Source organism: Gordonia sp. YY1, from assembly GCF_009872315.1.
GTDB lineage: Bacteria > Actinomycetota > Actinomycetes > Mycobacteriales > Mycobacteriaceae > Gordonia > Gordonia amicalis.
This window is the reverse complement of the sequence record NZ_WXYI01000009.1, coordinates 37,256-63,772: the sequence shown is the minus strand read 5'-3', so window position 1 is coordinate 63,772 and position 26,517 is coordinate 37,256. Positions and strand designations below refer to the sequence as shown.

Here is a 26,517-nt window from a genome sequence, read left to right as displayed (position 1 = left end):
GATGGTACGCGCGGGGACTGCGTCATTCCCGCCGGTGGGATCTCGGCCGTGCCGCCGAGGGTGTCTGAACAGGGAGGTGCACAGCAGATACGGTGGCACCGTGCGTAAACGTCTCGTCCGCAAGCGTCTCGTGGTGGCCACCGGGCTGATCGTGGCACTGGCCGTCGTCCTCGCCGGGTGCGGGGACGAAGCCGCGTCGCCACCGCGGGGCATCGTGATCGGCTCGTCGGACGACGCGGCCATGCGGGTGATGGCCGAGGTGTACGCGGGTGCACTGCGCAACGCGGGTTCCATCGTGTCCGCCGACCGGCTTCGCGGTGACGACGCGACGCTGCTCGACGAGATGGATCGCGCCGACCTGGACCTCTTCCCGGCCTTCACCGGGGACCTGCTGACGATGCTCTCCCCGTCGTCGACCGCGGTCGGCGCCGAGGACGTCTACGTGGAGCTGAACCGATCACTGCCGCAAGGTGTTTCGGTGGGTGACGAGACGCCGGTCTCCGGCGCGCCGCAGATCTTCGTGTCGACGACCCTCGCCGGCAGCGTGGGCGCCACCGGCCTCGACGACTGCGCACTGCTACCAGCCGGACTCCCGGTCGTCGCCACCTCCGACCCCGATCCGGCGACGCTCAACGCGTTCACCTCGGCCGGGTGCCGACTCGGACCCGTGGAAACGGTCGACACCACCGATCAAGTCCTGCGGCGCGCGGCCGACGGCAACGCGGTCGGTCTCCTCACGCCACTCGACATCGCAGGGGAGGACGCCGAGGGCGCATCGTCCGACGTCCAGGCACTACGCAACTCGGAAGGCGGCGGCGACACCCCCGACAACGCGCCGGCCGGGGTCGAGGCGAGCACCGAGCGCGAGCCCGCGGCCGAACAGACCGGACCGCGCGCCGAGGTGCTCGTGCCCGTGTTCCGGTCGGCCGCACTCAACCGCGATCAGGTCAAGACCATGAACAAGGTCGCCGGCGAGATCACCACCGCCGACCTCGCCACGATGGCGGGCGAGGTCGAGACCGGCAGCGATCCGCGGGACGTCGCGCTCGAGTGGCTGGCCGAACACGGCCTGTAGCTGCTCAGTTCGCCTTCGAGAGCGCCCAGCCGGTGACCTTCGCCGAGACCCACTGGTACTTCGATGCGACGATGCGCACCGCGAGATCGAGGATCTTCGCATCGGCTCCGACGAGGATGCGCGCCTTGTTCTTTCGCACGCCCTCGATGATCACGTCGGCGGCGTCCGCACTCGACATGCGCGCGAGGTAACGGTCGAAGAAGGCGGCGGTCGCCTTCTGGTCGTGGTCGCCGGAGACGGTGGCGTTGCGGGCGATCGCGGTCTTGATTCCGCCCGGGTGCACGCAGCTCACCTGGACCGGGTGCTTGGCGATGATCATCTCCTGGCGCAGGGCCTCGGTGAAGCCGCGGACGGCGAACTTCGCCGAGTTGTACGCGGCCTGACCGGGTTCGGCGAGGAGGCCGAACAGCGACGAGGTGTTGACGATGTGGCCGTCGCCGGAGGCGATCAGGTGCGGCAGGAACGCCTTGGTGCCGTTGACGACTCCCCAGTAGTCGACGTCCATGACGCGCTCGATGTCCTTGAACTCGGTGCGTTCGATCTCGCCGTGATGTGCGATGCCGGCGTTGTTGAAGATCACGTTGACCACGCCGAAACGGTCCTTGACGGTGTCGGCGTAGGTCAGCACGGCTTCCCGCTCGGCGACGTTGAGCAGCTGCGAATGCACTTCTGCTCCGGCCGCTTTCACGAGACGCTCGGTTTCGGCCAGGCCGTCGGGCGTGACGTCGGAGATGGCGAGGCGTGCACCCTGCCGGGCGAGTTTGACCGCGATGTCGCGGCCCATGCCCGAACCGGCGCCGGTGATGACCACGACCTTGTCGCGAAAGTCCTTCATGAGTTGTCTCCTCGAGATGGTGTCGAAGTGGCGGGGGGTCGAACGCTCAGGCGTTGACGGCCGCCGGCTGGTCGGTCTTCGACTCGTCGCCGTGATCCGGGGTGGAGGTCGCCGGGCGTCGTGCGCCGCGGGTGACATCGTATGCGGCGATGTCGAACCGGCGGGTCGTGTTGCGGAAGGCGAAGGTGAACCCGGGCCACAGCGTGGTGATGTTGCCGTTGGCGTCCTTGTACCAGGAGGCGCAGCCGCCGTTGACCCACACGCTGTTGCGGAGCTTGTGCTGGATGCCCGCGTTGAACTCCTGCTGTGCCGACAGCTTCACCTCGGTGCGGGTGATCCCTTGCGACCGAACGGTTTTGAGGTAGTCGACGAGGTAATTCAGCTGCGATTCGATCATGTACACCATCGAGGTGTGGCCGAGGCCCGTCGACGGCCCGACCATCAGCATCATGTTCGGGAAACCGTGGACGAACGAGCCCTTGTAGCCCTGCATGCCGATCTCGGCCCAGACGTCGGCCAGGCTGCGCTGGTCCTTGCCGACGATCTTGTCGAAGACGGGGGAGTCGGTGACGTGGAATCCGGTGGCGACGACGATGACGTCGACCTCGCGGGTCGTCCCGTCCTTGGCGACGACCCCGGTGGGGGTGATCCGCTCGATCCCGTCGGTGACGAGGTCGACGTTGGGGCGGGCGAGGGCGGGATACCAGTCGTTGGACCGCAGGATGCGCTTGCAGCCCACCTGGAAGGTGGGGGTGGCCTTACGGCGCAGCTCGGCGTCGCGACCGATGCCCCGCGCGATGTTTGCGCGGCAGAGCAGTTCGACGGGCTTGAGCGCGGTGGGGGAGTAGGTCAGGCCGAAGGCGATGACCTCGTTGGCGGCATAGATCCCGCCGCGGACGGCCGACTGGTAGCCCGGGACGTTCTTGTACGCCCAGTGCTCGAGCTTGGTGTACGCGCGTTCGGTACGGGGGACGATCCACGGTGCGGTGCGCTGGTAGACGTCGAGGCGCGAGGTCACCTTGGCCAGCTCCGGGACCAGCTGGATGGCCGAGGCGCCGGTGCCGATGACCGCGACGCGCTGTCCGGTGAAGTCGTGGTCGTTGTCCCAGCGGGCCGAGTGGACGATCTTGCCCTCGAAGGACTCGATGCCCTCGATGTCGGGGAGGTTCGGCTCGCAGAGCGGTCCGACGCCACCGATGAGGACGCGGGCGCGGACCTGTTCGGTGGTGCCGTCGCGCTCGGTGTCGATGATCCAGCGTTCCTCGTCCTCGTTCCACGCGGCGTTGGTGACCTCGGTGCCGAAGCGTGACCGGGCCGCGATGTCGTGACGAGCCGCGACATCGTTGATGTACGCATGGATCTCCGGCTGGTGCGAGTACGACCGCGACCAGGTCGGGTTCTTCGCGAACGAGTAGGAGTACAACTGCGACGGCACGTCGCAGGCGGCGCCGGGGTAGGTGTTGTCGCGCCAGGTGCCGCCGAAGTCGCGACCTCGATCGAGGAGCACGAAGTCGTCGAATCCGTGCTGCCTCATCCGGATGGCGGCACCCAGCCCCGAGAAGCCGGCCCCGATGATGGCGATCTCTACATCGTTCGTTGTCATGGTGCCACCATAGGGGTGATACTGAACACGTGTCAATAGTTATTGAACAAGCCTCAATAGGGGTAGTCTGACCGGGTGACCAGTAGAGGAACGGCTGCCACGCCGGTGATCGGGGACAAGCCGACCGCGTCCAAGCGCACCCGGATGAGTCCCGAGGCCCGTCGCGATCAGCTCCTCGAGTTCGGTCTGGAGATGGTCCGGGACCGCCCCCTCGACGAGATCACCATCGACGCCATCGCCGACGCGGCCGGGGTGTCGCGGGCGCTGCTGTTCCATTATTTCGCGTCCAAGCAGGACTATCACGTCGCGATCGCCCAGGCGCAGGCCGACCGGATGCTGGCCTGTACCGAACCGGACGAATCCCTCGGCGACCCGATCGCCATCCTGACCGCATCCATGGCGGCCTTCGTGGACTTCGTCAGCGAGAACCGTTCGGCATACACCGCTCTCATCCGCGGGGCGTCGAGCTCGGACCCCGCGATGCGCGACGTCTTCGACCGCACCCGGGAGGTCATGGTCGGCCGCGTTCTCGATCACGCGCCGGCTTTCGGTGTGGAGGTCACCCCGACGGTGGTGCTGAGCGTCCACGGCTGGGTCGCCTTCGTCGAGGAGACGACGATCCGCTGGCTGACCTCGCCCACGGTCACCCGTGAGCAGCTCCTCGGCCTGATCACCGCGGCGCTGCCGGCGCTCGCCGCTGCGGGCGAACAAGCCACCGGGAGCACCGGGTAGCGATGTGTCAGACGGCCGGGCCACCGGCCGGGTTGACGTCCGCCGTCGTGGGTCGCACGCCGCGGTTGCGTAGGAGGAGGCCGACCGCGATCATCCCGACCCCGAGAACGAAGTGGAGCCAGTTGTCTGCGGTGTTCACCGGGACGAAGTTGGCGCCGCTGTCCTGGTCGATGACCAGACCGTAGACCCAGAGCACGAGGTAGATGGCACCGCCGGCAACCAGGTAGAGGAACGCGGTGGCCGCCGTGCGGGCCAGGAGGATCCCCGCCACGCCGAACACCAGGTGGACGATGTTGTGCAGGATCGACACCTGGAAGATGCCGAGCAGAGCGGCCTCGGAATGATGACCCGCGAACGTCAGCGTGTCGTAGTCCGTGGTGATACCCGGGATGAAGCCGAGAATTCCGACCAGCAGGAAGACCGCGCCGACGACTAGCGCTGCGGTCCGGATGGGTGAACGAGTGACCCGGGCATTGGCATTCGTGGATGACATGAGAATCGACCTCCGAGGATTTCTGCGGATGCCGCGGCACGGTCTCGACCACGTTCTGATCTGTGTAGCCGGTAATAACCCTCACGATCGATTCCAAACCTGCGGTTGTGCACACGCCCGGATACGGTCGGTCCCGGGATTGTTCACCGCTGTGAACGGTCGCCTGCCGACCCCCGATGTCGGGAGGTGGCCGTCCCCGACGGTGAGCTGCCGTGACGTTGTTGTCCACCACCTGACACGGTCGGGACGAAAGGTCTTGCTACATGCCAATGCCGGAGAACGCCGAGGTTCGACGCGGGGTGCCAGGATGAGAGTCGCCATAGTCATCATCGGAACCCGGGGTGACGCACAACCCGGACTGGTCCTGGCACATGCGCTCGTCGAACGAGGACACGACGTCCGCATCGGGTTGCCGCCGAACACGATCAACGACGTCATGCGGCAATCGCTCGACGTCCGGCCCCTCGGGGTCGATTCTCGCGCCCATATGGAGAAAGTGCGGCGCATCCGCCGGGAGACGGAAGGGAAACCCATCCGTCGTATGCGCGACCTCGGTGCCGCGCACGTCTTCGGCTGGGATCGGCTCGTCGATGACATGTCGACGGTGGTCGACGGTGCCGATGTGATCGTCACCGGGTACAACACCGAGGTCCAGGCGCTCGCCTACGCCGAAGCAGCCGGTGTCCCGCTGGTGTCGATCCACCACGCGCCCGTCCGACGAAACCGTCGGGTGGCTCCGTTCATCGGGCGCCTGCCGGCCCGCAACAGCGCCGCGGTCCTCGCCAACTGGGTGTTGTTCGATGCGGTCACCTCGCTGCTCGGCCGACGCCGGGAGAACCGACTGCGCGCCCAGCTGGGTCTGCCCAAGGTGTCGCGGCAGTTCGCCAAACGGATGAAGGACATACCCGGGGTCGAACTACAGGCCTACGATCCGATGTTCGCGATCCGCGACGACCCGACGTGGGACGGCGACAGCCGGCTCCGCCGGCGTCCGGCAGTCGGATTCATCGAATTGCCGGCTGGTCTCCGCCCATACCTCGACCCCCAGCCCGACGAACCGGAGCCCGGCGACGACCTGATGACGTGGCTGGACGCAGGTGATGACCCGCTGTACGTCGGCTTCGGCAGCATGCCGATGCGAGGGCAGAAGGCCACCCTCGAGGCCTTTCTCACGGTCGCTCGTCGCCTCGGGCGCCGGCTGCTGATCTGCGCGGGCTGGACCGACCTGAGCGCCGAGATACGCGCGGCCGCCGAGTCCGACGACGTGCGCATCGAAAGCCACGTCGATCACGCCACCGTGTTCCCACGGTGCGCGGTCGTCGTCCACCACGGCGGCGCAGGCACGACCGCGGTCGCGCTCCGGTCGGCCACGCCGTCGTTGATCTGCTGGTACATGGTCGACCAACCGTTCTGGGGAGAAGAGCTCGAACGGCTAGGCATCGGGGCCTCCATGCCGATGACGAGCGACGGCGTCCTCGACCCCGACCGGATCGAGGAGGCGATCACCTCGCTGCTCGACCCGGGGGTGGCCGAGCGGGCGCGACGGGTCAGCGAGAAACTCACCAGCGCCGGCGACACCGTGACGTACGCGGTCGACGAGATCGAACGCCAGGTCGGTGACGCGGCTGAGCGCGGTGCCGGTGGCGCGAGTGCGGGATCGTCGGTCACGCGACTCGAACGTCTCGCGACCGACGATGCGCTCTACTGGATCATGACGCCGGCACTGGGATGGTCAGTGGTGCTGCAGATCGTCTGGGTCCTCGACGACGAGATCTCACCGGAGGCGCTGACCGCCATGAACACCGCCCTCGTCCGGGGGCCACTGCACCGGATTCTGAAGACGACCGATGTGTACGGAGCCCGGCCGCGATGGGAACGGGCACCGGACGCGCCGCCGCCGGCCATCGACGACTTTCCGATCGCGGAGTCCGACATCGACACCTGGGCTGCCGAAGAGATGGCCACGGTTCCACTCGACGTCGAGAACGGTCGATGCTGGCGGCTTCGTGCGGCGCGCACCGAGTCGGGCGGCACGGTGCTGTCCCTGTGCGCGCTCCACGTGGCCACCGACGGTCGGGGAATGCTCGCCGCGGCAGCCGAGGCGGCGGCGGCTTCTGGTGCTCCGCTCGATTCGGCGACGGGCGGTGTCACACCGCGCCCCCTCAACGTCCCGGATGCCGACACGGCCTCGCGCAGCCGCCGGCGACTCGCCGATGTGGCGGACGCGTGCGTGCAAGTCGGTGAAGTCGCGCGCGGTCTCGTACGAGCGGTCGTCGAACAGCGAAGGAGCGTCGACGTCGAACCGGATCCGCGGCCGGACCGGCCGCCGTTGTTCGAGCGATCACCCAACGCCCGTTTCACTTATGCGACCGCGACCGTCCCGACGGACGTGTGGGAGCGGGTCGCGGCCGAACACGGCGGGACGTCGAACACGATGTTCATCGCCGCGGTCAGCGGGCTGCTGAGGTCCAGCGGTTTCGCGCCCCGCGGAGTGCCGATCAAGGTGGGGGTGCCGGTCGACCAGCGTGAGGGCGACGATGAGCGACGCAACGCGATTGCCGGGGTCTCGGTGTATCTGGCCGACGAACCGGTCGCGGGCGGAGATCTCGGCGGCATTCGCGCCGCCTGCAAGGCAGCTTTTGTGCGACTGTCCGAAGGCAGGCGCGCCCCGCACATCCACCTGAACCCGCTGATCTGGTTCCTGCCGACCTCTCTGCTGTTGAAGGTGGCCGGTGCCGGCGCAGCCGGCCGGACACCCGACGCGATGGTCTCCAACCTCGGCGATGTCCCGGCCGAGGCGATGGAGATCGGTGGCCGGCCTGTGCGTCGCATCGCACTCCGCGGGATGGCGCAGGGAGTCGACCCGACCACGGAACTGAGGTTCGGCGACGGTGTCCAGTCGTGGCTGCTCCGGAGCCCGGAGCAGGTCACCTTCTCCGTCCTCGGCTGCGACGAGTCCCACTTCCCGGACGACGGGACGCTGCGCGACCTGCTCGACCGCGAACTCGATTCCTGGGACATCCCGCACCATATCTGGTGAGTCTGCACGCAGGAGGCCCCTGCCGGATGATTCCGGCAGGGGCCTCCTGCTGTTGGTAATCGGGCGGCGTGGACCTACTCGCCGAACGCCTCGTCGAGGATCTCCTGCTGCTCGACCGCGTGCACCTTGCTCGAACCCGAGGACGGGGCCGACATCGGGCGACGCGAGACGCGGCGCAGGCCACCGAGGACGTCCGGGAGCACCTCGGGCAGCCACAGGCCGAGGAACGGCCACGGACCCTGGTTGGCCGGCTCCTCCTGGACCCAGCGGAACTCGCTGGCGTTGCCGTACTGCTCCAGTGTGTTGCGCAGGCGGCGGTGCGGCACCGGGTAGAGTTGCTCGATACGGACGATCGCGATGTCGTCGCGATCCTCCTTGTCGCGGCGGGCGGCGAGTTCGTAGTAGAGCTTGCCGCTCACCAGCAGGACGCGCTTGACCTTGTTGCGGTCGGCGTCGCCCTTGGCGAACTTCGGATCGTCGATGACCGACCGGAACTTGTCGTCGGTGAAGTCCGACACCGGGCTGACGGCGGCCTTGTTGCGCAGCATCGACTTCGGGGTGAAGACGATGAGCGGACGGCTGATGCCGTCGAGCACGTGACGGCGGAGCAGATGGAAGTAGCTCGCCGGGGTCGACGGCAGTGCCACCGTCATCGAGCCCTCGGCGCACAGCTGCAGGAAACGCTCGATGCGGCCGGAGGTGTGGTCCGGACCCTGACCCTCGTGACCGTGCGGCAGGAGCAGCACGACATCGGAGAGCTGACCCCACTTGGCCTCACCGGAGGAGATGAACTCGTCGATGATCGACTGGGCGCCGTTGACGAAGTCGCCGAACTGCGCCTCCCACAGCACGAGTGCGTCCGGGTTGCCCACGGAGTAGCCGTACTCGAAGCCGACGACCCCGAACTCCGACAGCGGCGAGTCGTAGACCATGAATCGGCCGCCGTTGTTCTCTTCGTCGGCAGGCTGCAGGTGGTTCAGCGGGGTGTACTCCGAACCGTTCTGACGGTCGATGAGCACCGAGTGACGCTGCGTGAACGTGCCGCGGCGCGAATCCTGACCGGACAGACGGACGGTGCGACCCTCCATCACCAGCGAACCGAAGGCGAGGAGTTCGGCGAACGCCCAGTCGATGTTGCCGTTACGGGCGGCCTCGGCGCGACGCTCCAGAACCGGCTTGACGCGCGGATGCGGATTGAATCCCTCCGGGACGTTGACGAAGGCGTCGCCGATCGTCTGCAGGACCTCCTTGTCGACGGCGGTCACCAGCTTGGTCGGCAGGGTCTGGTCGGACTGGATCGACGGCGACGGCTCGGCGTGGTACTTCTCGAGTTCCTTGACCTCGTTGAAGACTCTCTCGAGCTGTCCCTGGTAGTCGCGCAGAGCGTCCTCGGCCTCCTTGGTCGAGATGTCACCACGACCGATCAGGGCCTCGGTGTAGCTCTTGCGGACGCCGCGCTTGGTGTCGATGACCTCGTACATCGCCGGCTGCGTCATCGAGGGGTCGTCGCCCTCGTTGTGGCCGCGGCGGCGGAAGCACACCAGGTCGATGACGACGTCCTTGTTGAACGCCTGGCGGTAGTCGACGGCGAGCTTGGCGACCCACACGGATGCCTCGGGGTCGTCGCCGTTCACGTGGAAGATCGGCGCACCGATCATCTTCGCGACATCGGTGCAGTACTCGGTGGAACGCGAGTGCTCCGGTGCGGTGGTGAAACCGACCTGGTTGTTGACCACGATGTGTACGGTGCCGCCGGTCCGGTAACCGGGCAGCATCGCCATGTTCAGCGTCTCGGCGACCACACCCTGTCCGGCGAACGCCGCGTCGCCGTGCAGCATGAGCGGCAGGATCGGGAAGCGATCGTCCTCGTCGAGGAGATCCTGCTTGGCGCGCACCAGACCTTCGAGGACCGGGTCGACGGCCTCGAGATGGCTGGGGTTGGCGGTCAGCGACACGTTGATCTCGTTGTCGCCGAACATCTGGTAGTACTTGCCCTCGGCTCCGAGGTGGTACTTCACGTCGCCCGAACCGTGGGCCTGCGACGGGTTCAGGTTGCCCTCGAACTCGCTGAAGATCTTCGAGTACGGCTTGCCGACGATGTTGGCGAGCACGTTCAGGCGGCCGCGGTGCGGCATGCCGATGACGACCTCGGTGAGGCTGTGCTCGGCGCTCTGGTCGATGACCGCGTCCATCATCGGGATGACCGACTCGGCACCCTCGAGCGAGAAGCGCTTCTGACCGACGTACTTGGTCTGCAGGAAGGTCTCGAAGGCCTCGGCCGCGTTCAGCTTGCTCAGGATGTACTTCTGCTCGCCGACCGGGGGCTTGACGTGCTTGACCTCCACACGTTCCTGCAGCCACTTCTGCTGTTCCGGTTCCAGGATGTGGGTGTACTCCACACCGACGTGCCGGCAATACGCGTCGCGCAGGATCGACAGCACATCGCGCAGCTTCATCTTCTCCTGGCCGTGGAAACCGCCGACCTTGAAGGAGCGGTCGAGATCCCAGAGGGTCAGGCCGTAGGTCGCGATGTCCAGATCCGGATGGCTGCTGCGCGCATCACTGTCCATCATCAGCGGATCGATGTCGGCCATCAGGTGACCGCGGCTGCGATAGGCCGCGATGAGTTCGAGCACGCGGGTGCTCTTGTCGACCAGACCGGCCGGGATGTCCCGACGCCAGCGGACCGGCTCGTAGGGCACATGGAACGCGGTGAAGATCTCGTCGTAGAACGCGTCGTCGATCAGCAGCTGGTGGATGGTGCGCAGGAAGTCGCCCGACTCCGCGCCCTGGATGATGCGGTGATCGTAGGTCGAGGTCAGCGTCATCAACTTGCCGACGCCGAGTTCGGCGATCTGCTCGTCGCTGGCACCCTGGAACTCGGCCGGGTACTCCATCGCACCGGCGCCGATGATCGCGCCCTGCCCCTTCATCAGGCGGGGCACGGAGTGCACGGTGCCGATGGTGCCGGGGTTGGTCAGCGAGATGGTGACGCCGGAGAAGTCGTCGGCGCCGAGCTTGCCGTCACGCGCGCGTCGGACGATGTCCTGGTATGCGGTGTAGAACTCGGCGAACCCCATCGTCTCGCACTCTTTGATCGCGGCGACGACGAGTGTGCGGTTGCCATCCTTGCCGACCAGATCGATGGCCAGACCGAGGTTGGTGTGCGCGGGGGTGACGACGTTGGGTTTGCCGTCGATCTCCGCGTAGTGCCGGTTCATGTTCGGGAAGGCCTTGATGGCCTGGACGATCGCGTAACCCAGGATGTGGGTGAAGCTGATCTTGCCGCCGCGGGTACGGGCGAGGTGGTTGTTGACGACGATGCGGTTGTCGATCATCGCCTTGGCGGGAACCGCGCGAACACTGGTGGCCGTCGGGATCTCCAACGACAGGGCCATGTTCTTCGCGATGGCGGCGGCGGGACCGCGCAGGACCTTGTTGGCGTCTGCGTTGTCCTTGGCGTCCGACGGGGCGGACTTGGCGGCGCCGGCCGTGGCAGCAGGCTTCGGCTGGGAACGGGCGGAGCCGTCGCGGCTCGCGAGGCTGTGGCCGGATGCGGCCTTCGTCGCGGTCGACTCCTTGGCAGGGGAGGGCTTGCGAGCTGCGGCGGTCCGCGTCGGTGTCTGGTCGAGGGTGACCTGCTTACGCGGTGCGGTCTCGCCGGCGGGTGTCGCCGGGGCGCTGCCACGGCCGGAGCCGGAGGCGCTGCCGTTGGCGGACGGGGTGGAGGCCGGTTCGGTGGACACTGGGCCACCGTTGTCTCCGGGCTTGTAACTCTTCAAGAGCTCGTGCCAACTCGGGTCCACCGAGCTCGGGTCCTCTTTGAACTGCTGGTACATTTCCTCGACCAGCCAGGTGTTCTGTCCGAAGTCAGAAATCGAACTGCTGCTCACAGCGGTATCTCGCCTCAATTCCCTTAAGGTGCCGGGTTCTCTGCCACGCTGTCGTCCCTTGTGGAGACTATCGGTGAACCAAGTGCCGATGCTACGCGTCGTCGGCTGCGTCACACCCACCGACCTGCTACTACGGAGTCAGATCGTCATCTCGGGTGATCCGGCGCGGATGGTTCGGTTGTCGGTGTGCGATGCGCCTCGTTGCGCGTCCTGTCCCGAGCCCGTGAGGTCGGCACCCACCGCATTCTTCCTCACGGCGTGCACCGTCGCGTCGGGCTCCGTCACCGCGGCCTCGTCGGGGTCCACACCGGCTTCCCAGAAGCCGCGATACAGAGTGTCCAACGCCAGTAGTTCGTCATGTGTTCCGAGTTCGACGATCCGGCCGCCGTCGACCACCGCGATGAGGTCGGCACGGGCAGCGGTGGCCAGCCGGTGGGCGACGATGACCGAGGTCCGGCGCCGCGTCATCTCGCGGCCGGCCACCAGGACCTGCGCCTCGGTCGCCTGGTCGAGCGTGGCGGTGGCCTCGTCGAGCAGGAGCAGATCGGGGTCGACGAGTTCGGCCCGGGCCAGCGCGATCAGCTGACGCTGGCCGGAGCTGAGACCCTGACCGCGTTCGCCGATGGGGTGATTCATGCGCCCGGGCAGAGCCGCGATCATCGGAAGAGCACCCACCGCGGCAGCGGCCTCGACGATCGTCGCCCGGTCGGCATCCGGCCGCCCGTAGGCGATGTTGTCCGCGACGGTCCCGGTGAACAGGTGCGGTTCCTGCGGGACCAGACCCAGGCGGCGACGATATCCGGAGAGGACGAGATCGCCGATGTCGGTGCCGTCCACGAGGACGCGTCCGGTCGTCGGGTCGTAGAAGCGGGCGAGCAGTTTGACGATCGTCGACTTGCCCGCGCCGGTCCGGCCGACGAGTGCGAGCGAGGTTCCGGCCGGGATGTGCAGGTCGACGTCGTGCAGCGCGTCGGACTCCGCACCCTGATAGCGGAAGCCGACCCGGTCGAACTCGACCTCGCCGTCGAAGCCGGTCGCCGGCGGTGCCGCGGCGTCCGGGTTGACCCGCAGCGAACTCGGGGTCCGCAGCAGGTCGCCGATCCGGCGCAGGCCGACCGCCGCCTGCTGGTAACCGTCGAAGACCTGCGACAGTTGCTGGACGGGACCGAACAGCATCGTGAGATAGAGGACGAATGCGACCAGGGTGCCCGCGGACAGCGACCCGGCCGCCACCTGGCCGGCGCCGACGCCGAGCGCGATCGCGGTGGCGATGTCCGACATCAGCATGATGAGCGGGAAGTACGACGCGATCGCTCGCTGCGACACCATCCGCGCCTCGACCCACGCCGCGGACCGCTGCGCGAATCGTTCCTGTGCACCCGCGGTGCGGAGGTAGCTCTGAGTGGTCTTGATCCCGGCGATGTTCTCCTGGAAGTCGGCGTTCACGGTGCTGATCAGTTCGCGGGACCGCGTGTAGGCGGCGCTCGCGACCCGACGGAAGACGATCGTGGCGGCGACGAGGAGCGGGAAGACCGGAAGGACCAGCAGTGCGAGCAACGGGCCGGTGACCAGCAACGCGATCGTGACCCCGACCAGGGTCAGGAGCGCGACGATCGCCGAGGTGAGCCCGGTCTGCAGGAAGGTCGACAACGCGTCGATGTCGGTCGTCATCCGCGTCATGATGCGACCCGACAGTTCGCGTTCGTAATAGTCCAGCCCGAGCCGCTGGATGTGGGCGTAGCTGCGGATGCGCAGCCCGAACAGCACACGTTCGCCGGCGCGTGTGGAGGTCAGCGTCAACAACGACGCGGCGACCCACCCGACCCCGACGAGCACCACACCGCCGACCGCCGCCCACCACAGGGTGCGCTGGTCGTGGTCTCCGGCGGCGTCGATGACGGCGCGGGCGATGCTGGGGAACACCAGGCCGATGAGGGTGTCGACGGCGATGGCCGCCAACGCGAAGGCGAGTAGCCATCGGACCGGTCTCAGCAGTCCGCGGAGCGTGAAGTGCGGGTTCTCGCGCCGGACGTCGGCGACGTCCACCTCGGGGTCCTCGACGGCCGGCGGCAGTGCGTCGACCCTCGCCTGGAGTTCGGGCGTCGCGGGCATCGAACCCAGGGCGCCGGCGACACCGCCGCCGCCGCGACGCCCGGCCCGTGGTCCGGCGCCGACCGCTGTGCCGGGCCGGGCAGGTGGCTGCCCGGCCGGGAGATCAGTTGTGGGCCAGAGGTTCTCGATGTCGTCTGCGGAGACGTTCGGCGGCGCGGGTGTCGACGGGCCATCGAGGTCTCCCACGGCGTCGGTCATCAGCTCGCGGAACCTCGCCGACCCGGCCTCGAGTTCGGCCAGTGTGCCGATCGCGGTGATCCGGCCGTCGTCGAGCACGGCCACCCGATCGGCGAGCACGAGCGTCGACCGCCGATGGGCCAGGACCAGCATGGTGCGGTTCTCATCGCGCAGGCGGCCGAGGATCCGGGCCTCGGTGGTCGCGTCGACCGCCGACGTCGCGTCGTCGAGCACCAGGACGCGCGGATCGGCGAAGAGGGCGCGCGCCAGGGCGACCCGCTGGCGCTGTCCGCCCGAGAGGGTCAGGCCGCGCTCGCCGACGACGGTCTCATAGCCGTCGGGCAGTGCCTCGATGAACTCCGCCGCATCGGCCGCCGCGGCGGCTGCCGCGACCCGGTCGGCGAGGGAGTCGGGATCGACGGCGGCGGCGGGCCCCATCGCGATGTTCGCGGTGATCGTGTCGGAGAACAGGAAGGGCTCGTCGAAGACGACGGCCACGGCGCCGTGCAGCGCGCCGGGCGTCAGCGAGTCCACCGGGTGCGGCCCGTCGGAGCCGATGAGGGAGATGGTGCCCGCGTCGGGCCGCTCGAAGCGGCTGACCAGATCGGCGACGGTGGACTTCCCGGAGCCGGGCGGGCCGACGATCGCCACGCATTCACCCGGTTCGATCCGCAGGTCGATGCCGGTGAGCACGGCAGGCGGGTCATCCGCCTCATGGGTGTGATGGGCGAAGGAGACATGGTCCAGTTCGACGCCGAGCTGCCCGTCGGGCAGCGTGCCGGTGGCGGTTTCGCCGGGGTCGCGCGGGTGATCGATGACGTCGTAGACGCGTTCGACCGCGGCGCGGGCCAGCTGGGCGTTGACGATGAGGTTGGTGAGGAGGCGGGCGATGCCCGTCATCGCGGTGACGTAGGTGGTGAAGGCGAGGAACGTGCCGGCGGTGATCGCGTCCGTCATCGTCAGGTAGCCGCCGACGACGATCACCCCGACCATTCCCAGCTGGGGGATGGCGCCCAGGGTCGGGCCGAACCGGGCGTTGATCCGCGCCGCGCGCAGACGCCGGGCGAACAGCGTGCGGCAGCGCGTCACCAGTCCGTCGACGGCGCGGTCCTCCTGGCCGAAGCCCTTGACGACGCGTACGCCGGTGACCGTCTCTTCCACGTGCTGGGCGACGTCGGCCGCGGATTGCTGGGCGGACCACGTCGCGGCGAACAGCTTCCGGCGGGTACGGAAGACCTCGAGGGCGATGAGTGGCGCGATCACCAGCGCGACGGCGGTGAGCATCGGCGAGAGATAGGCCATGATCCCGAGGGCCACGACCATCTGGACCGCGGCGCCCATCGACAGCGGAGCCATCGCGAGCAGTCCCTGGACCACCTGGATGTCGGAGATGGAGCGGGAGACGATCTGCCCCGTCCGGATCTGGTGCTGACTGCGGCCGTCGAGATGGAGCAGGGTGTCCAGCAGGCGTCGGCGCAGGTTGTTCTGCACGTTGATCGCGAGTCGGCCCGCGAACACGCGCCGCCCGAAATGGCAGACGTAGCGCACGAGAGCCAGGACGACCAGCCCGGTGATGATGGTGGACAGGGCGAGATCGTCGTCGATCACGCCGGTGGCCCGGTCCACCGCCCCTTTGGCCAGCAGGGGCATCACGACGTCGACGGCCACCGCGATCATCGTGACGGTCAGGGTCACGACGACGATGCGACGGTAACGCCACGTCTCTCCGACCAGCTTCCGGATCCAGCCCGGTGAGGTGGTCGGGGTGCTCCCGGTGGCGGGAGGCGCGAAGGGTCCCGGGATCACCGCGAGCCGGGCGGCAACGGGCTCGTCTCGCCCACCACCTCGGCGTCGAGTACCCAGAAGACAGGCGCGGGACCGAACGCCTCACGCGCGTTGTGCACGATCTTGCGACCGAGTGCGCGGCTTCCCGCGCCACCGATCACCGCACCGATGCCGGCCGGCATCAGCTTGCCGAAGATCAACGGTGCGCGCCGGATCGCGTACTTGCGCACGAGTTTGTTGACCAGGGTCTTGTTCAATCTGGTGATGGCGCCCGACGGTAGGGCCGCACCGCCGAGTCGGCGAAGGGGGCCGCCTCGCGTACCGACGACCCGGCCGAGCGCGAGCACGCCCTCCTCGCCGAGTGCGACCGCCAGGACCAGTGCCTTGCGTCGTTCGGTCTCGTGGACGCCGATGCCGTGAACCTCGGCGACGGACAGGGCGAGCAACGCCGAGGCCTCGAGGAAGAAGGCGGTGTCGCCGGTCATCGCGCCGAAGGCTGTCATGGTTCCCACACCGGGCACGGCCGCGGCCGCACCGACGGCCCCACCCGAGCCGGTGACGGCGTTCAGGTAGCGCTTCTCGAGCCGCTCGATGATCTGCGCGGGGGAGTCGTCGGGGTATTTGCGGCGCAATGAGGCGACGTACTTCTTCACCGCGGGGCCTTGGAGCCTCTGCGCGCGGTCGAGGATTCCGCCGGTGACCTCGACGGCTTTGCCGGGCTGGTTGCGAGCGGTGTCGGTCATGACTTCGGTACCCAATTCTCTTCGGGGACGACCTCGGCGGGTCGTGGGGGGCCGGGTGGTGTGCCGTCGCCGAAGGGGCGTCCGCCGAGTTCCTCACGATGGTGGGGGGTGAGCCATCCCCGCAGGTCGGGGCCTTTCGGCACGATCTGGGTGGGGTTCACGTCGGTGTGCACGATGTAGTAGTGCTGCTTGATCTGGGTGAAATCGGTGGTGTCGCCGAAGCCCGGGGTCTGGAACAGGTCACGCGCGTACGCCCACAGCACCGGCATCTCGCTGAGCTTGCTGCGATTGCACTTGAAATGGCCGTGGTAGACGGGGTCGAAGCGGGCCAGGGTGGTGAACAGGCGGACGTCGGCCTCGGTGATGGTGTCGCCGACCAGGTATCGCTGCGTCGACAGCCGCGCGGAGAGCTCGTCGAGCTTGGTGAACAGGCGGTCGTAGGCGGCGTCGTAGGACTCCTGACTGCCGGCGAACCCGCATCGGTAGACGCCGTTGTTGACCTCGGTGTAGACGCCTCGACTCACCTCGTCGATCTCGTCGCGCAGGTGCTCGGGGTAGAGCTCGGGTGCGCCGTCGCGGTGGAACGCCGTCCACTCGAGCGAGAAGTCGATGGTGATCTGGGGGAAATCGTTGGTCACGACCTCGCCGGTGGGGACGTCGACGATCGCGGGCACGGTGATTCCCTTGGGATAGCGGGGGAACCGCTTCTCGTAGGCGTCCTTGAGTCGTGGGATCTGCAGGACGGGGTCGAGGCCGCCCGGGTCGAGATCGAAGGTCCACGAGTTCTTGTCGTGGGTGGGCCCGCAGAGTCCGAGAGAGATGGCGTCTTCGAGCCCGAGGAGCCGACGGACGATCAGCGTCCGGTTGGCCCAGGGGCAGGCGCGCGCGGCGACGAGACGATAACGACCCGCCTCGACGGGGTAACCGTCGCGACCGTCTGCGGTGATGCGGGTTTCGATGTACTTGGTGTCCCGCACGAATTCCTGGCCGGACATCACATAACTGCCCTGTTCGCCGGAATCGCTTGTCGCGGTGTGGTCGCTGGCGGTGGAATCCTCGGGCGCACGAGTCATGCTCACCACAGTAGTGATGGCCGGTGACAGTTGGCAGGGTCCGGACATGTGCGTATATTCCGACTGGAATATTCGACGCCGATCACACGACCTCGGGGTCGTCGGACCAGGAGGTTCGCGCATGGCGTGTTCCACCCCGCTCGGACCGGTGGCGATCCTGGTGCTCGGCCTCCTCCACGAACGTCCGATGCACCCCTACGAGATGGTGCAGACGACTGTCGCGCGCCGCGAGGACCGCCTGGCGAAGTTCCGGGCCGGCACGCTGTACCACGCGGTGGACCGGCTCTTCGAGAACGGACTGATCGAGGTCCACGAGGTCCGTCGCGAGGGCAACCGTCCCGAACGGACCGTGTACGCGATCACCGAGCAGGGTCGGGGAGCGCTCACCGACAATCTCGAACGCATCCTCGAGACGAGACCCGAGGAATACCCCGAGCTGTACCTCGCGCTGTCCGAGGCGCACGGGCTGCCCCGGAACCGGGTCGTCGAACTCCTCGACCGGAGGATCGCGACCATGCGGGCCGACCTCGCCGACGTCGAGGTCGCCGTTGCGGAGATCCGGTCCCGCGGCAAACCGGAGATGTTCTTCCTGGACGAGGGTTGCCGGATCGCGACACTCACCGCCCAGATCGCATGGCTCGACGACCTCGTCGACCGCCTCCGCACGTACCGCATCGCATGGCTCGACGACCCGGATTCGCCGTATCGCGTTCCCGCCGGGCCGAATACCTCCCCGGCTCCGAACACCTCCCCCGACACCGAACGCCTGACACAGAAGGTCGAGTAGAGATGACCCGTTCCACCCCCGCCGCCGGGGTCGCCGGCTCCGAGGTGACGACGAGGCCCTGGGCTGCGCTGATGGCGCTGTGCGTGGGCTTCTTCATGATCCTCGTCGACATGACGATCGTGGCGGTCGCCCAGCCGCGTATCCAGGCCGATCTCGACACCGATGTCAACGGCGTCGTCTGGGTCACCAGTGCCTATCTCCTGACGTATGCGGTGCCGCTGCTCATCACCGGCCGTCTCGGGGACAAGTACGGCCCGAAGACGATGTATCAGCTCGGCCTGATCGTCTTCACCCTCGCGAGCGTGTGGTGCGGCCTGTCGTCGTCGATCGGTGAGCTCATCGCCGCACGCGGCCTGCAGGGCATCGGCGCCGCGCTCATCACCCCGCAGACGATGTCGCTGATCACGCGTATCTTCCCGCCGGAGAAACGCGGTGCGGCCATGGGTGTCTGGGGCACGGTCGCCGGTGTGGCCACTCTGGTGGGCCCGCTGCTCGGCGGCATTCTGACCGACGCTCTCGGCTGGGAATGGATCTTCTTCATCAACCTGCCGGTCGGCATCGCAGGACTGGTGCTCGCCGCGACCCTCGTTCCGAAGGTCGAGACAAAGGACCACCAGTTCGACTGGATCGGCGTGGTCCTGTCGGCGATCGGTCTGTCCGCGCTCGTGTTCGGCATCCAGGAGGGCGAGAGCTTCGACTGGGCGGCGTGGATCTGGGCGCTGATCGTCGGCGGTCTGGTGTTCTTGGCGGTCTTCGTCTGGTGGCAGTCGCGCATCCGCACCGAGCCGCTGCTCCCGCTCTCGCTGTTCCGCGACCGCAATTTCTCGCTGGCCACCGTCGGTATCTCCTCGATGGGTTTCGCGGTGTCGGCCATGATGATCCCGCTGACCTTCTTCCTGCAGCTCGTGGGCGGTATGACACCCACCCGATCGGCGGTCGTGCTGGTCCCGATGGCGATCCTGACCGGTGTCCTCGCGCCGATCGTCGGGCGCATCGTCGACCGCGTGCACCCACGCGCCATCGTCTCCATCGCGTTGCTGCTCAACGCCATCGCGATCGGCTGGCTGGGCGTGGTCGCGCGCCCGGAGACGCCGGTCTGGATGATCATCCTGCCGCTCTGTCTGATGGGTATCGCGTCCGCCGGGATCTGGGCACCGCTGGCGGCCACCGCCACGCGCAACCTGCCGTGGCATCAGGCGGGTGCGGGTGCGGGTGTCTACAACACGCTGCGCGTGATCGGCTCGGTGCTGGGTTCGGCGATGATCGGGGCCCTTCTGCAGTCCCGCCTCGCGGCCGAGTTGCCCGGGATCGACGCCGCCGCGGCGCAGGACAGCACCGGCGCGAACCAGTTGCCGGAGTTTCTCCGTGAGGGCTTCGCCACCGCGATGGGCCAGTCGCTCTACCTGCCGGCGGCCGCGTTGCTGGTCGGTGTCGTGGCGACGTTCTTCTTCGTCCGGCCGGCGCACCAGTTGCCGTCGCGCGCGCCCGCCGGCCCGGCGGATGCCGCGACGGGTAGCGCGACTCACACCGTCCCCGTGACCGGGGCCTGAGCGCGCGTCCCCCGATCTGTCGGGGCCCGACCGTATGGTTTGTCATCATGCGGATCGTGCACACCTCCGACTGGCACCTGGGCCGGACGTTCCACGGTGTCGACCTGCTCGCCGACCAGCGTCGCGCGCTGAGCCACCTCGCCGCGTTGGTGGCGGCCGAATCGGCCGACGTAGTCATCGTCGCCGGTGACGTCTACGACCGCTCGGTGCCCTCGGCAGACGCGGTCCGTGTCTACGACGACGGTCTGGCCGAGATCGCGGCCGCGGGGGCGCAGATCGTCGTGACGTCGGGCAACCACGACTCGGCCACGCGCCTGGGTGCGGGTTCGTCGTTCGCCGCTGCGGGCGGGTTGCACCTGCGGACCTCGATCGACGCGATCGCCGATCCGGTCGTCCTGTCCGACGCGCACGGCGAGGTCGCGGTGTACGGCATCCCATACCTCGAACCCGACACCGCCCGACGCCACCTCGGCGTCGACGAGGTGTGCGGCCACACCGCGGTGCTCGACGCCGCGATGAGCCGCATCCGGGCCGACCTCGAAACCCGACAGTCGCGATCGGTCGTCGTCGCCCATGCCTTCGTCAGCGGCGCGGCGGCCTCCGGATCGGAGCGTTCGATCAGTGTCGGGGGAGTGGAAACCGTTCCCGCCGAGACCTTCTCCGGCGTCGACTACGTCGCCCTCGGTCACCTTCACTCTCCGCAGCGCGTCACCGACACGGTGCGCTACAGCGGCTCGCTGCTGCCGTACTCCTTCGGCGAGCGCACCCACCGCAAGGCGGTCTGGATCATCGAACTCGACGCCGACGGCGTCACCGAGATCCGCCGCAACGAACTACCCGTCGTGCGCCAATTGAGTTCACTGCGTGGAACTCTCGACGAATTGCTGACCGCGGAACAGTTCCTCGCCGTCGAGGACCACTACGTCGAGGCGACGCTGACCGATACGGTGCGTCCGCTCGACGCGATGCGCCGCCTGCGGGAGCGATTCCCGTTCGCGGTGCACGTGCAGTGGGATCGTCCGCACACCGGTTCCGGGGTCGACTATCGCTCGCGGGTCCGCGGCCGGAGCGATGCCGAGATCATCAACTCCTTCGTCGAGGACGTCCGCGACACCCCGACCAAGGGGGAGCGGGTACTCATCGAACGCGCGCTGCGCGCCGTCGTCGGCGAACCCGGGGCGGACGCCGGCGCCAACGGCGAGCTGGCGCTGTTCGCCCTCGACGCGTTCCGGGCGGAGACCGCATGAGCACGGAAACCGTATGAGACTGCACCGGATTCGGATTCGTGCGTTCGGCCCCTTCGCCGACGAGGTCACCGTCGACTTCGACGAGCTCGGCGCGGACGGCCTGTTCCTCCTGCACGGACAGACGGGCGCGGGCAAGACCACGGTCCTCGACGCGGTGGCGTTCGCGTTGTTCGGACGGGTCCCCGGCGCGCGGGACACCAATCGTCGCCTGCACTCGGATCATGCTGCCCCCGAGACGGTTCCGGAGGTCGAACTCGAGGCCACCATCGGTTCCCGCCGGATGCGCATCACCCGCTCGCCCGAACACGAACGCCCCAAGAAGCGCGGCGACGGGAAGCGGAAGATCAATGCCTGCGCGTCGCTGGTCTGGGTGGACGGTTCGGGTCCGGACCTCACCCGTATCCCCGAGATCGGCGAAGCGGTCGTTCGTCTGCTCGGCATGAGTGCCGAGCAGTTCTTCCAGGTCGTGCTGCTGCCGCAGGGCGACTTCGCCCGATTCCTCCGGGCACACTCCGACGAACGGGAGGAGTTGCTGGAGCGGCTCTTCGACACCGAGCGCTTCGGCGACCTCGAGGAGTGGCTCCGCGACCGGGCCCGTGAGAGCGCGGCCACACTGGCCGAGCACGCCGGCACCCTCGACCGCATCGCCGGGCAGATCGTCGCGATCAGCGGCACCCAGGCGCCCGCGGAACCCGACTTCGACTGGGCCCAGGGGTGTCTCGACTCGGCCCGGCAGGCCGCGGAACACGCACTGGCGGAATCGACCGCCGCGCAGGCGGCGGTCGAGCAGGCGGAAGCCGCCCACGAGCACGGCCGGCGCGTCGACGAGTTGCGTCGTCGTGGGCTGCAGGCGCGTGAACGACTCGCCCGGCTCGCCGACGGAGAGACGACGCTGACGGCCGCCGAGCAGTCGCGTCGGCTCGCCCTGCGCGCCGCACCCATCGCGCCGCTCGCCGACGACCACGAGCGCTCTGACGCCGAGGTCGCCGCCGCGTCCGCCGCGGCCGATGGCGCACGCGCGGCCCTCGCCGAACTCGCCGAGGGCCGGGCCCTGTGCGAAACCGACTGTGACGATTCGGCGCTCGTCGCGGCCGTGGACCGCTGGACCGAGGAATCGGGCCGCTGGGAGCCACTCGCGAAACGCGTCGCGGAGCGTCCCCGGCTCGTCGCCGACGTCGACGGACTCGAGAAGACGATCGCGGCCGCGGAAGAGCAGGCCGCGGAGACACGTACACGGCTCGAGTCCGCGCCCGCTCGCCGCGACGAGGCGGTCGCCGCGCTTCGGTCCGCCGACGAGTTGCGTGTCCAGGCGCCGAAGCTGCGTGCCGAACGCGACCACGCCTGGCGGGTCCTCCAGGCCTTCACCGATCGCGACGAGGTGCTCGCGCAACTGGCCGACGCCGAGCAGGACCTCCTCGACGCGCGGGAGAAGCATTCTGCCGCAAGAGAACACCAGCTCGACATCCGCGAACGACGCCTCACCGGGATGGCCGTCGAACTGGCCGGCGCCCTCGTGGACGGGGAGCCGTGTGTCGTCTGCGGCTCGGTGGGGCATCCCGCGCCGGCTGCCGGCGACGCCGACGCCTCCGTGGGAGAGGCCGAAGAGAAGGAAGCTGCGGCCGCCGAGGAACGTGCGAGTGCGATCAAGGCCATCGCGCAGTCCGCGGTAGCCGCACTGCGGGAACGGCAGGCCAATCTCGACGCCGTCATCGCCGGCGCCGAGCGCGCCGCGACCGAGGCCGGTCACGCCCGGCTGGTCGCCGACCTCGCGTCCGCCGAGCGAGCGGCCGCGCGCACGCCCGCTCTGCAGGACGCCGTCGAACGGATCGACGCCGAGATCGCCGACCGGCGCCGGACTCTGGCCGACCACGAGACCGCGCAAGCGGGGCGTCGTGAACGTCTGACGGCTCTGCGCGAGAACCTGAAGGCCCTCGACGCCGAGGTCCAGGAGGCGACCGGCGGGCGGATGGGGATCGCCCAGCGCCGTCGCGAGCTCGCCGAACTCTGTCGCCGCACAAGGACTCTGCGGGAGGCCCGGCGCGAACTCGACCGGGCGCGTGGCCGTCGCACCGAGATCGCCGAGCGGCTCGCCGCCGCCTGTGCGGACGCCGGATTCGTCGGCGCGGACGAGGTGCGGGCTGCCGCCGCGTCGCACACTCAGATCCGTCACTGGGAGAAGCTGCTCGAAGAGGCGGCGGCGATACGCGCCGGCGCCGAGGAGACCCTCGCCGATCCCGACGTATGCGCAGCGCTGGAGGCACCGGAGGTCGACGTCGCCCGTCTCACCGCGGATCTGGTGACCGCACGGGCCCGTCGCGACGATGCCGCCCGCGTGAATGCGGTGGCGGCACAACGCCGTACCGACCTCGAAGAGTATGTGGCGGGATTCTGGGCGGCTCTCGATGCGCTGGCGCCGCTCAAGGCGCGGCATGACGAGTTGCAGGGTCTCGCCGAGCTCGTGAGCGGACGCGGACAGAACTCTCGTCGTATGTCGCTGCGGTCCTATGTGCTGGCCGCGCGGCTCGACGAGGTGCTGGTCGCGGCATCGGGCCGCCTGCGCGAGATGTCTTCAGGGCGATACGAATTCGTCCATTCCGACGCCGCCGGCGTGCGTGGCCGGCGCGGCGGTCTGGGGATCGAGGTACGCGACGAGTACACCGGCGTGCTGCGTGCCACCACCACGCTGTCGGGTGGGGAGACCTTCTTCGCGTCGCTGGCCCTCGCGCTGGGCCTCGCCGACGTCGTGTCGGCCGAATCCGGGGGTCGCGTCCTCGACACGATCTTCATCGACGAGGGTTTCGGCACCCTCGACCCGGAGGCCCTCGACCTCGTCATGGGCGTCCTCGACGACCTCCGCTCCGGCGGGCGGGTCGTCGGCGTCGTCAGCCACGTCGACGAGCTGCGGGCCCGAATCCCGGCCCAACTGCACGTCCTGCGGGGCGAACACGGCTCGACGCTACGGGTGCAGAGTCCACTCGGCGTGTCGTGAGCTGCCCGATTGTGATGTGCCGGTGAGCGTGCGCTAGTCTGGGTTCCGCCCGATGAGCCCCCGTAGCTCAGGGGATAGAGCGTCTGCCTCCGGAGCAGAAGGCCGCAGGTTCGAATCCTGCCGGGGGCACCACAACCGTTTTGCGGATCACACGTACGGCTCGGTGAGCATCTCCAACAGCTGCCCCGACGGGTCCTTGAAGTACACGCGGCGTCCCTCCTCGATGGAGATCGCGTCCGGGCGCCGCATCTGCGGATCCGCCCAGTGTTCGACGCCGCGGCGTCGTAGGGCGGCATACCCGCGATCGAACTCGTCGTCGTTCATCAGGAACGCGAGATGGATCGGCTCGTTCACGGGAGCCGGCGCGAACTGCAACAGCGTGTCGTCGTCGAGCAGGATGTTGACGAACGGGCCCCAGTTGGTCGTCGGCCGGGCGCCGAGGACCTCGACATAGAACTGCGCGGAGACGGTCGGTTCGTGGGCACCGATGATGATGTGGTTGAAACTGACTGGCATGGGCGAGACTTTCGCTCCGGCGCCTCCATGCCTGACGCGGTCCGCCACCGGCACGCGACGCTGTGCCAGAAGCTACCACCAAACGAGAATCGCCACCTCCGCTACAGAATCGCCGGCTACAGCTGGCGATTCCGGGCGGAGGTGGCGATTCTCGTCCGGTAGGGGGAGGTCAGTTCATCGGCAGCGGCTGCGCGTTGCGCTCGGCCAGCATGGCCTCGATGATGCCGATCTCTTTGTCCTGCGTGCGCTGCATCGCCGACGCGAGGTCGCGGACGTAGGGCTGCGAGACGTTGGCCGGGTTCGCGGCGTACTCCATCATGTGGAGCCCGCCCTCGTGGTGGCGGAGCATCAGCTGCAGGAAGGTCGTGTCGACCTCGGGCCCGCGCATCGCGCGGAACCGCTCCATCTCCGCCGACGTCGCCATGCCCGGCATGGCCGGCTGCTCGGCGCCGGCGGCCGGGGTGGACTCGTGATCGCCATGGTCCATGTCGCCGTGATCGTCACCGGACGTCTCCGTCGACGATCCGTGGCCCATCCAGCCCATCGCCTCGCCGGGGTTGGTGACGGGTTGACCCCAGCGGGTCAGCCAGGACTGCATCTGCCCGATCTCGTTGCTCTGGGCGGTGAGGATGTCGAAGGCCATGCTCCGCACCTGGGGATCGGTGCCGTGCTCGAGTTCGATCGCGGCCATCTCGACGCCCTGCTCGTGGTGACGCGTCATGTCCTGCGCGAAACCGACCGCGGCCGAGTTCGCCGCGGGGGAGTCCTCGCCGGAGGAGTCGTCGGCCAGGCTCGCCTGGATCAGCAGCCCGAGGCCGACGCCGACGAGCAGCACCGCGACCGCGGCGAGCGCGAGGATGGCCGGACGTCGACGTGACGGGGCGCTGCCGGTGGTCGGCTCGGTGCCCTCAGGTGTCTCGCTCATGTTCGTTTCCCGTCCGATCAGCCCGCGGGCATCGGGTTGTTGCCGCCGCCGTCCATGGGCACGGCGCCGGCGCCGGGCGCGCCCTCGTCGGCCGGCGGGGGATTCGACGGATCGAAGCCCGGGATGGCGGTGCAGGTGGCCTGCGTCTCCGGGTATGCCGCGGTCTGCGGGTTCTCCTGGTAGACGCCGGGCATCATGTTGCGGCGCAGCGAGGTGATGAACTGATCGAGCCGCGGGTCGCTCGCCGAGTCCAGCTTCAGCTGATGCCCCCAGCTCTGCACCGAGACCGGCTTGTCCTGCCCGGGGTAGGGCGACAAGAACAGGTACTGTTCACCGCGCACGAGCCGCTTGAGGTAGTCGACGTCCTCAGGCGAGGCCGTGTCGGGGTTGTAGGTGATCCAGACGGCGCCGTGCTCGAGTGCATGGACGGCGTTCTCCGAGCGCAGCGGGTTCGGGTAGACGACGCCGGTACAGGTGGCCCAGATCTCGTCATGCGGTCCGCCGAAGGGCGGCGACTGGTCGTAGGCGACGCGCTGGGACGCGTTCACGTGCTTGCCGGCCTGGTAGTAGATCTTCGTCACGCCGTCGATGTCCTTCGACGGGTCGGGGTTCTGCGGTGACGGGACGAACTCGGAGACCGACTGGACCGCCACGTCGTCCTTCTCATTGGCGCGCTTGTCGTTGAACTTGGGCACGAGGTAGATCGCGAGCCCCGCGAGGAGGCCGATGACCACGACGACCGCGCCGATCAGCATCCAGTCGACCTGCCGGCCGGTCGCCGTGGGTACGGACCCGGACTTCTTACGAGCCTTGGGGACGTTCGCCCCTGGTTTGCGCGCCATTGACTTCTTTCCTCGTACGACGGGGGTCGCCATGCGCGCGGGCGGTCGTACCCCCCGGCGCGCGCTCGGCGCACACGAGTCTACTGATGGACGGCACCGG

Annotated in this window: 17 protein-coding genes and 1 tRNA gene; 8 read left to right on the top strand and 10 right to left on the bottom strand. The window is 68.5% G+C overall.

The features are described from left to right. The first annotated feature begins 100 nt into the window (after window positions 1-100). Window positions 101-1,075, top strand: coding sequence for a glycine betaine ABC transporter substrate-binding protein (locus tag BPODLACK_RS13505; RefSeq protein ID WP_024497313.1), 975 nt, complete (start codon window positions 101-103; stop codon window positions 1,073-1,075). 4 nt (window positions 1,076-1,079) lie between these two features. On the opposite strand, the gene BPODLACK_RS13500 is transcribed toward BPODLACK_RS13505, so the two are convergent. Together BPODLACK_RS13500 and BPODLACK_RS13495 are read right to left on the bottom strand one after the other, a co-directional pair. Next, window positions 1,080-1,910 (bottom strand): SDR family NAD(P)-dependent oxidoreductase, encoded by an 831-nt coding sequence (locus BPODLACK_RS13500; protein WP_024497314.1) that lies wholly within the window; start codon window positions 1,908-1,910, stop codon window positions 1,080-1,082. A gap of 46 nt (window positions 1,911-1,956) precedes the next feature. Further along, the gene (locus tag BPODLACK_RS13495; protein ID WP_024497315.1) at window positions 1,957-3,513 is read right to left on the bottom strand and encodes a flavin-containing monooxygenase; all 1,557 of its coding nucleotides are present in this window, start codon (window positions 3,511-3,513) and stop codon (window positions 1,957-1,959) included. A gap of 75 nt (window positions 3,514-3,588) precedes the next feature. Here BPODLACK_RS13495 and BPODLACK_RS13490 point away from each other — a divergent pair, with 75 nt between their 5' ends. After that, on the top strand, window positions 3,589-4,245 hold the full coding sequence (locus BPODLACK_RS13490) for a TetR/AcrR family transcriptional regulator (RefSeq protein WP_024497316.1): 657 nt from the start codon (window positions 3,589-3,591) through the stop codon (window positions 4,243-4,245). Between the two features lie 7 nt (window positions 4,246-4,252). Here the strand turns inward: BPODLACK_RS13490 and BPODLACK_RS13485 are convergent, their stop codons facing one another. After that, a complete protein-coding gene (locus BPODLACK_RS13485) occupies window positions 4,253-4,738 on the bottom strand; it encodes a DUF4383 domain-containing protein (RefSeq protein WP_024497317.1) in 486 nt (161 codons plus the stop codon). Window positions 4,739-5,045: 307 nt separating this feature from the next. Here BPODLACK_RS13485 and BPODLACK_RS13480 point away from each other — a divergent pair, with 307 nt between their 5' ends. After that, window positions 5,046-7,778, top strand: coding sequence for a glycosyltransferase (locus BPODLACK_RS13480; RefSeq protein ID WP_159405462.1), 2,733 nt, complete (start codon window positions 5,046-5,048; stop codon window positions 7,776-7,778). Window positions 7,779-7,852: 74 nt separating this feature from the next. Here the strand turns inward: BPODLACK_RS13480 and BPODLACK_RS13475 are convergent, their stop codons facing one another. The 4 genes from BPODLACK_RS13475 to BPODLACK_RS13460 all read right to left on the bottom strand — a co-directional run bounded on the left by BPODLACK_RS13475 (window position 7,853) and on the right by BPODLACK_RS13460 (window position 17,561). Then, entirely contained in the window at window positions 7,853-11,617 is a 3,765-nt protein-coding gene (locus BPODLACK_RS13475) for a multifunctional oxoglutarate decarboxylase/oxoglutarate dehydrogenase thiamine pyrophosphate-binding subunit/dihydrolipoyllysine-residue succinyltransferase subunit (protein ID WP_051349544.1), read from the bottom strand. A 192-nt stretch (window positions 11,618-11,809) separates the two neighbouring features. Beyond that, window positions 11,810-15,766, bottom strand: coding sequence for an ABC transporter ATP-binding protein (locus tag BPODLACK_RS13470; RefSeq protein ID WP_024497319.1), 3,957 nt, complete (start codon window positions 15,764-15,766; stop codon window positions 11,810-11,812). Next, window positions 15,763-16,488, bottom strand: coding sequence for a hypothetical protein (locus BPODLACK_RS13465; RefSeq protein WP_024497320.1), 726 nt, complete (start codon window positions 16,486-16,488; stop codon window positions 15,763-15,765). Before BPODLACK_RS13465 ends, BPODLACK_RS13470 begins: the two co-directional genes overlap by 4 nt. Beyond that, window positions 16,485-17,561: a glutathione S-transferase family protein gene (locus BPODLACK_RS13460; RefSeq protein ID WP_024497321.1), complete on the bottom strand. Its 1,077-nt coding sequence runs from the start codon at window positions 17,559-17,561 to the stop codon at window positions 16,485-16,487. Before BPODLACK_RS13460 ends, BPODLACK_RS13465 begins: the two co-directional genes overlap by 4 nt. Window positions 17,562-17,682: 121 nt before the next feature. On the opposite strand from BPODLACK_RS13460, the gene BPODLACK_RS13455 reads away from it, so the two are divergent. The 5 genes from BPODLACK_RS13455 (at window position 17,683) to BPODLACK_RS13435 (ending at window position 24,266) form a co-directional block, all read left to right on the top strand. Beyond that, window positions 17,683-18,348 carry a PadR family transcriptional regulator gene (locus BPODLACK_RS13455; protein ID WP_159405461.1) on the top strand — a complete coding sequence of 222 codons (666 nt, stop codon included), beginning with the start codon at window positions 17,683-17,685 and terminating at the stop codon, window positions 18,346-18,348. Between the two features lie 2 nt (window positions 18,349-18,350). After that, window positions 18,351-19,898, top strand: coding sequence for a DHA2 family efflux MFS transporter permease subunit (locus tag BPODLACK_RS13450; protein WP_159405460.1), 1,548 nt, complete (start codon window positions 18,351-18,353; stop codon window positions 19,896-19,898). Window positions 19,899-19,945: 47 nt separating this feature from the next. After that, entirely contained in the window at window positions 19,946-21,145 is a 1,200-nt protein-coding gene (locus BPODLACK_RS13445; protein WP_159405459.1) for an exonuclease SbcCD subunit D, read from the top strand. Window positions 21,146-21,158: 13 nt separating this feature from the next. After that, window positions 21,159-24,134 (top strand): AAA family ATPase, encoded by a 2,976-nt coding sequence (locus tag BPODLACK_RS13440; protein ID WP_159405458.1) that lies wholly within the window; start codon window positions 21,159-21,161, stop codon window positions 24,132-24,134. A gap of 56 nt (window positions 24,135-24,190) precedes the next feature. Beyond that, window positions 24,191-24,266, top strand: a tRNA-Arg gene (locus tag BPODLACK_RS13435). 15 nt (window positions 24,267-24,281) lie between these two features. On the opposite strand, the gene BPODLACK_RS13430 is transcribed toward BPODLACK_RS13435, so the two are convergent. From BPODLACK_RS13430 to BPODLACK_RS13420, 3 genes are all read right to left on the bottom strand, one after another. Further along, window positions 24,282-24,650, bottom strand: a complete 369-nt coding sequence (locus BPODLACK_RS13430; protein ID WP_024497326.1) for a VOC family protein — start codon at window positions 24,648-24,650, stop codon at window positions 24,282-24,284. Window positions 24,651-24,819: 169 nt separating this feature from the next. Beyond that, window positions 24,820-25,575 carry a DUF305 domain-containing protein gene (locus BPODLACK_RS13425; protein WP_024497327.1) on the bottom strand — a complete coding sequence of 252 codons (756 nt, stop codon included), beginning with the start codon at window positions 25,573-25,575 and terminating at the stop codon, window positions 24,820-24,822. 17 nt (window positions 25,576-25,592) lie between these two features. Further along, complete coding sequence (locus BPODLACK_RS13420; protein ID WP_024497328.1) at window positions 25,593-26,417, bottom strand: DUF3105 domain-containing protein; 825 nt, start codon at window positions 26,415-26,417, stop codon at window positions 25,593-25,595. Window positions 26,418-26,517 lie beyond the last annotated feature (100 nt).